Source organism: Chryseobacterium cucumeris (assembly GCF_001593385.1).
In the GTDB taxonomy this organism is placed as follows: domain Bacteria; phylum Bacteroidota; class Bacteroidia; order Flavobacteriales; family Weeksellaceae; genus Chryseobacterium; species Chryseobacterium cucumeris.
Genome location: NZ_LUVZ01000023.1, coordinates 485,326 through 497,425, shown reverse-complemented (window position 1 = coordinate 497,425; position 12,100 = coordinate 485,326). Strand labels below are relative to the sequence as shown.

The 12,100-nt window shown below is 36.7% G+C and carries 12 protein-coding genes; 4 read left to right on the top strand and 8 right to left on the bottom strand.

The window, feature by feature from the left end; all coding sequences use genetic code 11:
• Window positions 1–99: 99 nt before the first annotated feature.
• The 4 genes from ureC to A1704_RS14615 all read right to left on the bottom strand — a co-directional run bounded on the left by ureC (window position 100) and on the right by A1704_RS14615 (window position 3,024).
• Window positions 100–1,821 carry an urease subunit alpha gene (gene ureC, locus A1704_RS14630; RefSeq protein WP_062674599.1) on the bottom strand — a complete coding sequence of 574 codons (1,722 nt, stop codon included), beginning with the start codon at window positions 1,819–1,821 and terminating at the stop codon, window positions 100–102.
• Between the two features lies 1 nt (window position 1,822).
• On the bottom strand, window positions 1,823–2,191 hold the full coding sequence (gene ureB, locus A1704_RS14625) for an urease subunit beta (RefSeq protein ID WP_034697259.1): 369 nt from the start codon (window positions 2,189–2,191) through the stop codon (window positions 1,823–1,825).
• 11 nt (window positions 2,192–2,202) lie between these two features.
• Window positions 2,203–2,505, bottom strand: a complete 303-nt coding sequence (ureA, locus tag A1704_RS14620) for an urease subunit gamma (RefSeq protein ID WP_034697260.1) — start codon at window positions 2,503–2,505, stop codon at window positions 2,203–2,205.
• Window positions 2,506–2,658: 153 nt separating this feature from the next.
• Complete coding sequence (locus A1704_RS14615; RefSeq protein WP_062674597.1) at window positions 2,659–3,024, bottom strand: hypothetical protein; 366 nt, start codon at window positions 3,022–3,024, stop codon at window positions 2,659–2,661.
• Between the two features lie 406 nt (window positions 3,025–3,430).
• On the opposite strand from A1704_RS14615, the gene pruA reads away from it, so the two are divergent.
• The 3 genes from pruA (at window position 3,431) to A1704_RS14600 (ending at window position 6,084) form a co-directional block, all read left to right on the top strand.
• Complete coding sequence (gene pruA, locus A1704_RS14610; RefSeq protein WP_062674595.1) at window positions 3,431–5,056, top strand: L-glutamate gamma-semialdehyde dehydrogenase; 1,626 nt, start codon at window positions 3,431–3,433, stop codon at window positions 5,054–5,056.
• A 365-nt stretch (window positions 5,057–5,421) separates the two neighbouring features.
• Window positions 5,422–5,571, top strand: a complete 150-nt coding sequence (locus A1704_RS14605) for a hypothetical protein (protein WP_238590620.1) — start codon at window positions 5,422–5,424, stop codon at window positions 5,569–5,571.
• 303 nt (window positions 5,572–5,874) lie between these two features.
• Entirely contained in the window at window positions 5,875–6,084 is a 210-nt protein-coding gene (locus A1704_RS14600) for a hypothetical protein (RefSeq protein ID WP_062674591.1), read from the top strand.
• A 317-nt stretch (window positions 6,085–6,401) separates the two neighbouring features.
• Here the strand turns inward: A1704_RS14600 and A1704_RS14595 are convergent, their stop codons facing one another.
• Entirely contained in the window at window positions 6,402–8,030 is a 1,629-nt protein-coding gene (locus tag A1704_RS14595) for an AraC family transcriptional regulator (RefSeq protein WP_162268226.1), read from the bottom strand.
• A 301-nt stretch (window positions 8,031–8,331) separates the two neighbouring features.
• Between A1704_RS14595 and A1704_RS14590 the strand changes: the two genes are divergently transcribed.
• Window positions 8,332–9,492 carry a thioredoxin family protein gene (locus A1704_RS14590; protein ID WP_062674587.1) on the top strand — a complete coding sequence of 387 codons (1,161 nt, stop codon included), beginning with the start codon at window positions 8,332–8,334 and terminating at the stop codon, window positions 9,490–9,492.
• Window positions 9,493–9,562: 70 nt separating this feature from the next.
• On the opposite strand, the gene A1704_RS14585 is transcribed toward A1704_RS14590, so the two are convergent.
• The 3 genes from A1704_RS14585 to A1704_RS14575 all read right to left on the bottom strand — a co-directional run bounded on the left by A1704_RS14585 (window position 9,563) and on the right by A1704_RS14575 (window position 12,096).
• Window positions 9,563–10,255, bottom strand: coding sequence for a hypothetical protein (locus tag A1704_RS14585; RefSeq protein ID WP_131797515.1), 693 nt, complete (start codon window positions 10,253–10,255; stop codon window positions 9,563–9,565).
• Between the two features lie 192 nt (window positions 10,256–10,447).
• Entirely contained in the window at window positions 10,448–11,140 is a 693-nt protein-coding gene (locus tag A1704_RS14580) for a hypothetical protein (protein ID WP_062674582.1), read from the bottom strand.
• 260 nt (window positions 11,141–11,400) lie between these two features.
• A complete protein-coding gene (locus A1704_RS14575; protein WP_131797514.1) occupies window positions 11,401–12,096 on the bottom strand; it encodes a hypothetical protein in 696 nt (231 codons plus the stop codon).
• Window positions 12,097–12,100: the final 4 nt, after the last annotated feature.

Below are 12,100 nucleotides of genomic sequence, written 5' to 3'. Positions count from 1 at the left end.
CTATAATTGTTTTACAATAGAGTCTGATAAATCTTTTTTTGTTGTTAAATAAACCTACCAGGTTTTTGAAACCTGGTAGGTTTATTTGTAAAATTTATCTTAGAACAAGTAATACAACTGTGTTAAAGGAAGTGTTTCTGCCGGTTCACAAGTGATGTATTCTCCGTCTACCGTTACTTTATAGTTTTCAGGATTCACTTCAATTAAAGGTGTCTTATCATTATGGATAAGGTCTTTTTTACCAATATTTCTACAGTTTTTCACCGGAAGAATCATTTTTTCAAGTTTGTAAGAAGCAATGGTTCCATTGTCAATTGAGATCTGAGAAACGAAGTTCGCACAAGTACCAAACTTAGCTTTTCCATGGGCTCCAAACATATTTCTGTAAATAATAGGCTGAGGTGTTGGAATAGAAGCATTAGGATCTCCCATTTTAGCAGCAATAACAAATCCTCCTTTTACAATCATTTCCGGTTTTACTCCAAATAAGGCAGGTTTCCAGATCACCAAATCCGCTAATTTTCCTTCTTCAACAGATCCTACATATTCTGAAATACCGTGTGCTATAGCCGGGTTGATGGTATACTTCGCTACATATCTTTTTGCACGGTAATTGTCATTTCCACTGTCTTTATCTTCAGTAAGATCACCTCTCTGCTCTTTCATTTTACTTGCCGTCTGCCATGTTCTGGTAATCACTTCTCCTGGTCTTCCCATCGCCTGAGAGTCTGAACTCATGATACTGAAAACGCCCATATCATGAAGAATATCTTCTGCTGCAATGGTTTCGGGGCGGATACGTGAATCTGCAAACGCTACATCCTCAGGAATGTTTTTACTCAAATGATGGCAAACCATCAGCATATCCAGGTGCTCATCAATTGTATTTACGGTGTAAGGGCGCGTAGGATTTGTTGAAGCCGGCAATACATTCGGATACATAGCAGCTTTAATAATGTCCGGTGCGTGACCTCCACCTGCTCCTTCTGTGTGGAAAGTATGGATTACCCTTCCGTTGATGGCTCTCATGGTGTCTTCAAGGAATCCTCCTTCATTCAGTGTATCTGTGTGGATGGCCACCTGAACGTCATATTTATCGGCTACTTTCAATGCTGCATCAATGGTTGCAGGAGTTGCTCCCCAATCTTCATGGATTTTCACTCCCAAAGCACCTGCTTCCACCTGCTCTTCAATGGGTTCTTCAGCGGAACAGTTTCCTTTTCCGAAGAAACCAAGATTCATAGGATATTCTTCTGCTGCTTCCAGCATTTTCTGCATATTGAATCTTCCGGGAGTAACTGTTGTAGCATTGGTTCCGTCATTGGGGCCTGTACCACCACCAATCATTGTGGTGATTCCGCTGTAAAGAGATGTTTCAATCTGTTGAGGGCAGATGTAGTGAATGTGAGTGTCAATTCCTCCGGCAGTTACAATATATCCTTTCCCTCCGTGAACTTCCGTTGAGGCGCCGATGATCATATTAGGTGTTACACCGTCCATCGTATCAGGGTTTCCGGCTTTTCCGATTCCTACGATCTTTCCGTCTTTGATTCCGATATCTCCTTTTACAATTCCCCAATGGTCAATAATTACCGCTCCTGTGATGCAAAGATCCAGAACGCCTTCGTCTCTTTTGGCCGTGACATTCTGTCCCATCCCGTCACGAACGGTTTTTCCTCCGCCGAAAACGGCTTCGTCTCCGTAATGGGTGAAATCTTTTTCGATTTCAATAATAATTTCAGTATCGCCCAGTCTGATTTTATCTCCGGCTGTAGGACCTAATATATTGGCGTATTGTTTTCTGTCTACGTGTAAGCTCATCTTAATGATTTTTAAAGTTTAACTCTTCAACTTTTGCAAGGCTTACTTTTTTCTGTTCTTCAGAATCTACCTGCCCATCGACAAGATTATTGAAGCCCATTGCTTTTTTGGTTCCTCCTATTTCTACCAATTCCACTTCTTTTTCTTCTCCCGGTTCGAAACGTACTGCAGTACTTGCTACAATATTCAGTCTCTTTCCGAAAGCTTTTTCCCGGTCAAAGCTCATCGCTTTATTAACTTCAAAAAAATGGAAGTGTGAACCTACCTGAATAGGTCTGTCACCTGTATTGGTTACTTTTATTTTCACAGTTTCTCTGCCTTCATTGCAGATAATTGTTCCTTCTTTTACAAAAATTTCTCCTGGTATCATAATCAGTAGTATTAGCGGATTGGATTGTGTACGGTGACCAACTTTGTCCCATCCGGGAAAGTGGCTTCAATCTGAACATCGTGGATCATTTCTGAAACGCCTGGCATCACATCTTCTTTGGTCAGAAGGTTGGCTCCTTCCTGCATCAGTTCAGCTACTTTTTTCCCATCTCTCGCTCCTTCAAGCAGAAAGTGGCTGATCAGAGCTATTGATTCCGGGTAGTTTAATTTAAGGCCTCTTGCCTTTCTTTTCAGAGCGAGTTCGCCTGCCAGAAATAGCATAAGCTTCTCCGTTTCTCTCGGTGTTAAGTGCATAATATTTTTTATTTAAAATTGGACAAACAATGTCCTATTCACCTCTCCGTAAAGGCAAACAGACATGTTCAAAAATGTAAATCGGGAATGATTTTTACGAGTCTGTACTCATGGGAATACAAACCATAGCGGATCATTAAAAATTAAAAAGAATTAGCAGCCCGCTATCTGCAGGGAATGATACAGAATGTACCTTGGCGCTGTAATGTAAATACGGTTTTGAACGGCCGCAACCCGTGTGTTGTAAGTATAATCTGCAAAGAAATAGTGTAACCACTGCTGTGCAAGTATTGAATAATCAAATTTTACTTTCTCCCAGTCATTGGAATCCTGTACATCCTGCGCATCTGAAAAACTATAGATTTCAGGCTGGGTCTTCTGATCAGATTTCTGTTGTAAAAGATGAATTTTTGAAAGGATATCAGAATATGGCTGAGTTTTCCCTTTATGTGCAAAAAGACCTGCACACAACGTTGAGAAAAATATCACAAAAGAGAAAAATAAGACTCTTTTTTTCATACCTGATAATAATGGTGTAAAATTAGAACAATCTTATCCCTCCGGGTATCAAAAAAATTATTTAAAATGTTCAAAATCGCAACAAAAGTGAATTTATATAATTTTAACATTCCATTATAAACCCCTTATTTACAGCCATTAATAGCTATTTTTAAACTATGACAAATATTTTATTGTCCTAATTCCTATAATTACAATAAAATGACGCATTTTTTTCTAAAAGCTAAAAAATCATCAAAACATCCCAGGATTTAATAAAATCTATCATCAAAAAAAGCTTAAATATCATCAGAAAATTCATTTTATATTTTATTTGACAAAAACAGATGTCATTTTTTCTTTCTTTATAATTATTGTAAATTTGTATACACATCTTATTTAATTTAATAAAATAATAAAACGTAATATGTCAAAAGCAATTTCGCAAGTACCATTAGCGGTAAACGAGCCTGTAAACTCATATGAACCGGGATCTCCGGAAGTTAAAAGCCTTATCGACACGTATAAAAAAATGTGGGCTGAAAAGGTAGAAATCCCAATGATCATCAACGGAAAAGAAGTAAAAACTGAAACAAAAGTACAGCTTCAGTCTCCACAGGATCATACGCATGATTTCGGATTCTACTATCAGGGTGGTATGCAGCATGTGGATGACGCTATCAACGCGGCATTGGCAGCTAAACAGGAATGGAATGAACTAGGCTGGGAACAGCGTGCAGCAATTTTCTTAAAGGCAGCTGATCTTTTGGCTGGTCCTTACAGAGATGTAATTAATGCAGCGACGATGATCGGACAGTCTAAAAATGTTCACCAGGCTGAAATTGATTCTGCTTGTGAGTTTATCGACTTCTTAAGATTCAACGTAGAGTTCATGACAGAAATGTATGCTGAACAGCCGGTTTCTGACAACGGAATCTGGAACCGTGTTGAGTACAGACCATTAGAAGGGTTCTGCTTTGCGGTAACTCCTTTCAACTTTACTGCGATTTCAGGAAACCTTCCGACTTGTATGGCCATGCTAGGAAACGTAGTGGTTTGGAAACCATCTGACAAGCAGGTATATTCTGCAAAAGTAATCATGGATGTATTAATTGAAGCGGGTCTTCCTGCAGGAGTTATCAACATGATCTTTACTGATGGAAAGGAAACTGCTGAAAAAGTATTAGCGCACAGAGATTTCGCTGGTCTTCACTTCACAGGGTCTACAAAAGTATTCCAGGGAATGTGGAAAATGATCGGTGATAATATCCACAACTACAGAACATATCCAAGAATCGTTGGAGAAACAGGGGGTAAAGACTTTGTGATTGCTCACCCTTCTGCTAACGTAGAAGCTGTAGCAACTGCATTGGTAAGAGGTGCTTTCGAATATCAGGGACAGAAATGTTCTGCTGCTTCAAGAGCTTATATTCCTAAGTCTCTTTGGGCTGATGTGAAAAAAGTGATGGAAGCTCAGATGAGCACCATCAAAATAGGTTCTCCGGAAGATCCTTCAAACTTCGTAAACGCTGTCATCGACAAGAATTCTTTCGAGAAATGTAAAGGATATATCGACAGAGCTAATGCTTCAGGTGAAGCTACTGTAGCTATCGGTGGTAAAGTAGATGATTCTAAAGGATGGTTTGTACACCCAACAGTAATTGAAACTACAAATCCTCAATACGAAAGTATGGTAGAAGAGATCTTCGGCCCAATCCTTTCTGTATTTGTATATGAAGATCAAGACTGGAAAGAGACCCTTAAGTTAGTAGATTCTTCTTCTCCATATTCATTGACAGGTTCTGTATTCTCACAAGACCGTTACGCAATTAACGAAGCTTACAAGGCTTTAGAGAACGCATCCGGTAACTTCTACATCAATGATAAACCAACAGGTGCCGTAGTAGGACAGCAGCCTTTCGGTGGTGGTAGGGCTTCAGGAACTAATGATAAAGCAGGTTCAAAAATGAATCTTCTAAGATGGACGTCTGTAAGAAGCGTAAAAGAGACTTTTGTTTCTCCAAAAAACTACAAATATCCATACCTTGGGTAATTAATAAATAATGAGTAATAGGCAATGAGTAATTGTTGTCAGTTCTTTGAATACAGCCTCGGAATTTCGGTTTCGGGGCTTTTTTGTAGCGTTTGGGAGTTTGAGAGTGGAGAGTATGGTGGCAATAAAGTATTCCGGATTATCACTTTAAACTTTAAACTCCTAATATCTAATCTCTGTTACCTGTTACCTAACATCTTTTAACAAACTTTACCTATATTTTACGATTCTTCAGACCCTGTTAGGAATAATTGTTGATTTTTCATTAATACAACACCACAAAATAGAAGAATATGAAAAAGTTATTGCTAACAGCCGTCGGAATAGGAATATTTGCAGTGAGCTGTGGAACCAAAGAATCGACAATGTCTACAAGTAGCCGGGATTCAGCGACAGTAGGTAATACACAAAAAAGTATACCCCCTACTACTACTGATACAACGTCTACAAAAATGACGAATCCTGATACAATGAAGATAAAAAGGGATTCTATGGCAACGTCTCCTGTAAAATAGTAATTATAACATTCAATCTAACATGGAAATCTGCAGATGAAAGCTCTGCAGATTTTTTTTGTTGAAAGATCAGAAATTCAAATGTGAAGTGATAATTAAGTTTTGTTTTGAAAGATGCTTATTTTTTTAAGTTTTCCTAAAACAAATGGATGGATTATTTATGGTTAGCCAGGTTAAGCCCAGCCCTATTTGAATCTTATTAAAACATCTTTTATCTTTTATCTTTTATCTTTTATCTTTTATCTTTTATCTTTTAATTAAATCCTTATATTTGATTAACATCAACAATAAAAATTAACTATTATGAGAAAATTATGGATAGGAACAGTTCTTGGACTTCTTTTCCTTGGAAGCTGTGCTCAAAACAAAGAAAAAAGAGAGGAATATAAAGATGCTCACGATAAAGATTCTTTAAGAAACAGAATGGGTGATTCTGCCGTAGCGAACTCCATACCTTCACCCGCAACCTCCGATACTTCAAAAGTAAAAACCGACAGTATAAAAGTTAAATAAAATCACAAATCCACAGAAGTTCTGTGGATTTGCACTTAAAAAAACTTGACTGAAAAAAAACCGGGCAATCAACCCCGATTATAGCATATGGCAGATATTCTGATCAGAATATTTCCTTTAAAAATTTAAAAATGGGAATGCAGTTTCTCTTATAATGATCTTAGTTCAGAAATGAAATAAAAGCGATAAGCTGTAACAGAATTGTCTTGTGCACTGCGAAACTGGCGCAAAGATATGATAGCAAGGCTTTCCTTTAAAATAATAGGTTGTTCATTTTCATGAAAATAGCAATATAGAATTGAATAAAATGCCCGTTTTTAATCATTTTCGGGAAAATGACTACTTTTATATGATCCGGGTTCATTATCCAGATATTTAATGTAAGCTGATGGAGAATAGTCTGTGACCGCCTTAAAGACTGCAGCAAATTTACTGTGGGAAGAAAATCCGCATTCATCAGCAAGGATACTTATTTTATACTGTCTGTACTTCTCATCATTGATCAGTTTGTCTACAATATAATTGATTCTTAAACGGTTGACATAGGTTTTGAAATCCGCATTTTTATGCTGATTGATTACATACGAAAGATATTTTGTATTGGTATTCAGTTCACCTGCAAGAAAAGAAAGGGACATGCCTTTATTGTTATAAAGATCACCTTTTTCAAAATCCTCAAGCAGTTCCAGCAGTTTTGATTCTGTTTCAGGGGTCATCAGAGAATCATTTCTTCTTCTGTCTGTCTCTGAATCTTTCTCATCTATTTCTTCCACAAAAATATTGGAAAACTCAAAATCACCAGATTGTTTTAAAGGATAGTGTGTCCTGTTACCGATCATGTTAAACTGAGTTCTGATGATATTTCTAAGCTTTGACCGCTGTTTCTTCTGTTTCCTTCTAATAAAAATAAACAGACCAACCAATGAAATGGACAGAATGACAATAGCGGCATTCTTTACTCCATTCATCTGCGCATTTTTTTTGTTAGCCCTTCCTTTTGGATTTTCAAAATCTTTTATGGCAAAACTCTGGTTACGGGCTGCAATACTATCATAAGCACGTATATATTTCACCGCATATAATGAAGCTTTAAAATTGTCTCCAATTCCTTCGTAATAATCATTAATATTGGAATAAACAGCTTTTTTAAGCTTAAGGCTCCTGGATGTATCTGCAATTTTTTCTGCTTTTTTAAGATATAGCTCAGCATCTTTCCAATTTTTCTGCTTCAGGCGAATGCCTCCTAATCCATTATACACCAACCCCAGTGTACAGCTTCCATTGTTCAGCAGGCTTTCTGCTTTTCGATAATAGTCTTCGGAAACAGCATAATCATTAAGCTTGAAATAGACATCTCCCAGCAGCTGATAAGAAGCTGCGGCTGTTCTGTTTCCGTTCTGGCTGTTTATTTTTCCAAAATATTTCAGAGAAGACTCAATATTACGTATTGCATTGGGAAAATTTCCCATTTCCATTTCATAGAAGGCCATTTCCTGATTCAGCAATCCTGCAGCTTCACTCCTTTTATGAAAATCAACAATCTGACCTGAAGCCTGAAGTCCTTTTACAATATATTTTTTTGATCTTTCATATAACCCTACCTGTCTATATTGCCGCGCAAGTAATCTGGTCACCACAGCCATCCATTCCGGGTCATTGATCTGATTGATTACCGAGTGGGCATTTTCACTGTAACAGATTGCTTTTTTAAGTTCACCTGCATGATGGTATAATTCTGAAGAAAGTACCAGGCATTTTATTTTCTCTGAAGGTTTTTGCGCCTTCATATAGAGCGAATCTGCAGTTTTGATTGCTTTGGGTAAATCTTTATACGCTGTAACAGAAGAGGTCTTCTCACAGATAAGATCAAAGTTATTTTTTTTCTGAGCGAATATGGGAACTGCTGTTGCCAGCAGAAATAAAAATTGCAAAAGACTTTTAGGCATAGAAAAATAAATTATTATTTTGATTTTATAATAATTCATCATTGATTTCACGGAGTGTCTTTTTGTTTTTTACAAAACTAGTGATATTTTATTTTTTATTAAAACATTATATTGAAATTTAATCATTTAACCCAGAATAGCAATTTACATTAATTTTAATAATAAGACTAAAATAATAGATGATTATCTTTTATATAATCTGATGCCTGTTTTAAAACCAAAGTTCCTGTATAATTATTTTCAATATGAACGGCTCATGTGTCATCATATTTATTACATTTGCATGGAATAAAAAGTTTTTATGAAAAAAATAGCAATACTTTCCTCAATCTTTATAGGGGTGCTTGCGTGGGCACAGGGAATTAAATTTGAAGAAGGCAATTTTGCCTCTATTCTGGCCAAAGCAAAAAAAGAAAAAAAACTGGTCTTTATTGACGCATATGCCTCATGGTGTGGACCTTGTAAACTGATGGTTAAAAATATTTTTCCACTTCAGTCTGTAGGAGATTATTACAATTCTCACTTTATCAATGCTAAAATTGATATGGAAAAAGGAGAAGGAATTGAGCTGGCCAAAAAATATAATGTAAAAGCATTCCCTACTTACCTGTTTATTGATGGAAATGGTGAAGCTGTACACAGAACTTTAGGATATGTGGAAGAAAAAGACTTTATCCAGTTTGCAAAAGACGCGGAAGATCCAAACAAAAGACTGACTTCTCTGAAGCAACAGTTTGAAAAAGGAGAAAAAGATCCTGAGTTTTTAAAGAATCTTGCGGGCCTTACCATGTATAACGATGCTGAGTTTGCCGGGAAAGTTCTTAACCGTTACTTTCAGCAGAAAACAAGTTTAGACCAGGAAGATATCCAAATGCTTCTTTCAGGAGTACAAACTACAGATAGTCCTTTGTATAAAATTTTCCAGGATAAGAAAGCTGATATCGTTAAATTCTTCCCGGAAGATAAATATGAAAAGTTTGATAAAAATATTAAACTGAATACTGTTTCTAAAAAAGCCTATAACCCGGATACAAAGAAATGGGATGATAACTATTTCATGGCTGAAACCCAAAAATTTCTAAGCAAAGAGGAAGCTGACAAGATCTTAAAAAGAATGAAAGCCAACAGAGCTTTGAAGAATAAAGATATTCCTGAATACGAAAAACTAATTCTTGACCTTTACAAAGATTATTCTGCAGTTGGCTCTGAAGAACTGAATTCTCTTGCCTGGAACTTTTTTGAAAATGTGAGCAATAAAGCTTCTCTGGAAAAGGCCATTGCATGGGCGCAGGAATCTGTAAAGAAAGACCAGAACTTTGCCAATACAGATACCTTAGCTAATCTTTACAATAAGGTTGGTGATAAGAAAAATGCAAAAATGTGGGCCGAAAAGTCTATTGAACTGGCAAAAAGCACAGGACAAGATTCTTCCGACACAGAAAAATTATTAAAAAGCCTTTAATAAGACTCTGTTTATAATACAAAAAACCGCAGAACTGAGGTCCTGCGGTTTTTGTTTATTTTATTAATACTTAATTATTATAGACTAAAACCTGCATCTTGGTAAGCATTGATTCTACGTCACCATTATATCCAGAGTAAGTAGTAGGATTTACATTTACTTTTGCAAGACCTGACCAGGCAGCATACTGAACTTTAAAAGTATATGTACCCGCAGGAAGCGTCACCGATTTTAGAAAAGTTACCGGTGTAGGAAGATCATTCAAACCTCCTCCAGCTCCTATTTTAGTGGTATAGGCTGATGATATTTTAACATTATTCTGTGCTAAAATAAAAACCCCCTGACTGGAAACGCCACCACTAGGGAAATTAGTGGCATATCCAAGAATGGTAAACAGAAAAGTTTGGGTACGTCCTGTTGGCACTGTTAAGGTAATTGTTACTCCAGGTACGTCAATTGTTGTTCCCTGAGCTGCGGTTGCTTCGGTAGTTCCCTGCACATAATAAGCACTGTTAATGGTTCCGCTTATCGTATTCAGGGTTTGCCATGAAGGAGCTGCCGCTGCACCATTAGAAGTTAAAATCTGACCGGTGGTTCCTGCTGAACCTGCAGTTGTGGCATTTCCTCCTACATTTAATTCATTCACTACCTGTAATGCACCGTTAACGTGCAAAGTTTTCTGAGGAGTAGAGGTCTGTATCCCCACCTGCGCACAGAAGGATAAGGGAACTAAAAAAGTTCCAAGTAATAAATAGTTTTTCATTTCTTTGTTTTTAGAATTTTTAACAGAATAAAAATACAATAAAAAATAATCGAAAAAATTATAGTATAATAAATATTTTCAATCAAAAACAATAAATTATATTACAATCTCTATAATTTAAAACTAATAAAAAGTTAAAAGCTTTATATAGCAAAAAACCCTAAACTAAAGCCTATGGTTTTTATTTTGACCTTAATTATTATAGACTAAAATCTGCATCTTGGTAAGCATAGACTCTGTATCCCCATTGTATCCACCGTAAGTAGTAGGATTTACATTTACTTTTGCAGTACCTGACCAGGCAGCATACTGTACTTTAAAAGTATATGTACCCGCAGGAAGCGTCACCGATTTTAGAAAGGTTACCGGAACGGGAAGGTCTACTAATCCTCCTCCATTTCCTATTTTGGTGGTATACGCTGACGATATTTTAACATTATTCTGGGCCAGAATAAAAACCCCCTGACTGGAAACGCCACCACTAGGGAAATTAGTGGCATATCCAAGAATGGTAAACAGAAAAGTTTGGGTACGTCCTGTTGGCACTGTTAAGGTAATTGTTGCTCCAGGTACGTCAATTGTTGTTCCCTGAGCTGCGGTTGCTTCGGTAGTTCCCTGCACATAATAGGCACTGTTAATGGTTCCGCTTATCGTATTCAGGGTTTGCCATGAAGGAGCTGCCGCTGCACCATTAGAAGTTAAAATCTGACCGGTGGTTCCTGCTGAACCTGCAGTTGCGGCATTTCCTCCTACATTTAATTCATTTACTATCTGTAATGAACCGTTAACGTGCAAGGTTTTCTGAGGAGTAGAGGTCTGTATCCCCACCTGTGCACAGAAGAATAAGGGAACTAAAAAAGTTCCAAGTAATAAATAGTTTTTCATTTTTTTGTTTTTAGAATTTTTAACAGAATAAAATTACAACAAAAAACAATTGAAAAAATTACAATACTATAACTATTTTCAATCAAAAAATAACAAATTATATTGTAATTTCTATAATTCAAAACTAATAAAAAGTTTAATGATCTTTTTCATATTCAAATACCCAAACCAATTATTACAGTTAACATAAAAAAGTTAAAAGCTTTATATAGCAAAAAACCATAAACAATAGTTTATGGTTTTTTGACTTATTTTTTATCCTAGTTATTATATATTAAAATCTGCATTTTGGTAAGCATACATTCTGTATCCAGATCATATCCTGAATATGTAGTCGGATTTACATTCACTTTCGCAAGACCGTACCAGGCAGAATACTGTACTTTAAAAGTATATGTACCCGCAGGAAGTGTTACCGATTTTAAAAAAGTTACCGGAACGGGAAGATCATTTAGCCCTCCTCCACCAACTCCGATCTTAGTTGTATAACCTGACGATATTTTAACGCCATCCTGTAACAAACTGAAGACCCCTTGTGAACTATTTCCTCCAGAAGGATAATTCGTAGCATATCCCAAAATAGTAAACAAAAGTGTCTGTGTTCTTCCTGCGGGAACTGTAATGGTATAGGTAACTCCCGGCACATCAATAGTAGCGCCCTGTGCTGCAGTCGCTTCTGTAGTTCCCTGAACATAGACTGCTTTACTGACACTTCCGCTTATTGTATTCAGAGTCTGCCATGAAGGGGCAGCCCCTGCTCCCTGAGAAGTCAAAATCTGACCGGAGGTTCCTGCTGAGCCAGCTGTTGTGGCATTACCTCCAACATTTATTTCATTCACTACTTGTAGCGAACCATTAACATGTAAAGTTTTTTGGGGAGTTGTCGTTTGTATTCCAATTTGTGAAAACAAGGATAATGGAACTAGAAAAGTTCCAAGTAATAAATTCTTTTTCATCTTG

Excerpts from the sequence above, each read along its gene's own strand:
- ureA (WP_034697260.1), bottom strand. The coding sequence starts at position 2,505 with ATGCACTTAACACCGAGAGAAACGGAGAAGCTTATGCTATTTCTGGCA.
- A1704_RS14605 (WP_238590620.1), top strand. The coding sequence starts at position 5,422 with ATGTCTACAAGTAGCCGGGATTCAGCGACAGTAGGTAATACACAAAAA.
- ureB (WP_034697259.1), bottom strand. The coding sequence starts at position 2,191 with ATGATACCAGGAGAAATTTTTGTAAAAGAAGGAACAATTATCTGCAAT.
- pruA (WP_062674595.1), top strand. The coding sequence starts at position 3,431 with ATGTCAAAAGCAATTTCGCAAGTACCATTAGCGGTAAACGAGCCTGTA.
- A1704_RS14590 (WP_062674587.1), top strand. The coding sequence starts at position 8,332 with ATGAAAAAAATAGCAATACTTTCCTCAATCTTTATAGGGGTGCTTGCG.
- ureC (WP_062674599.1), bottom strand. The coding sequence starts at position 1,821 with ATGAGCTTACACGTAGACAGAAAACAATACGCCAATATATTAGGTCCT.
- A1704_RS14580 (WP_062674582.1), bottom strand. The coding sequence starts at position 11,140 with ATGAAAAACTATTTATTACTTGGAACTTTTTTAGTTCCCTTATTCTTC.
- A1704_RS14600 (WP_062674591.1), top strand. The coding sequence starts at position 5,875 with ATGAGAAAATTATGGATAGGAACAGTTCTTGGACTTCTTTTCCTTGGA.
- A1704_RS14595 (WP_162268226.1), bottom strand. The coding sequence starts at position 8,030 with ATGCCTAAAAGTCTTTTGCAATTTTTATTTCTGCTGGCAACAGCAGTT.
- A1704_RS14575 (WP_131797514.1), bottom strand. The coding sequence starts at position 12,096 with ATGAAAAAGAATTTATTACTTGGAACTTTTCTAGTTCCATTATCCTTG.
- A1704_RS14615 (WP_062674597.1), bottom strand. The coding sequence starts at position 3,024 with ATGAAAAAAAGAGTCTTATTTTTCTCTTTTGTGATATTTTTCTCAACG.
- A1704_RS14585 (WP_131797515.1), bottom strand. The coding sequence starts at position 10,255 with ATGAAAAACTATTTATTACTTGGAACTTTTTTAGTTCCCTTATCCTTC.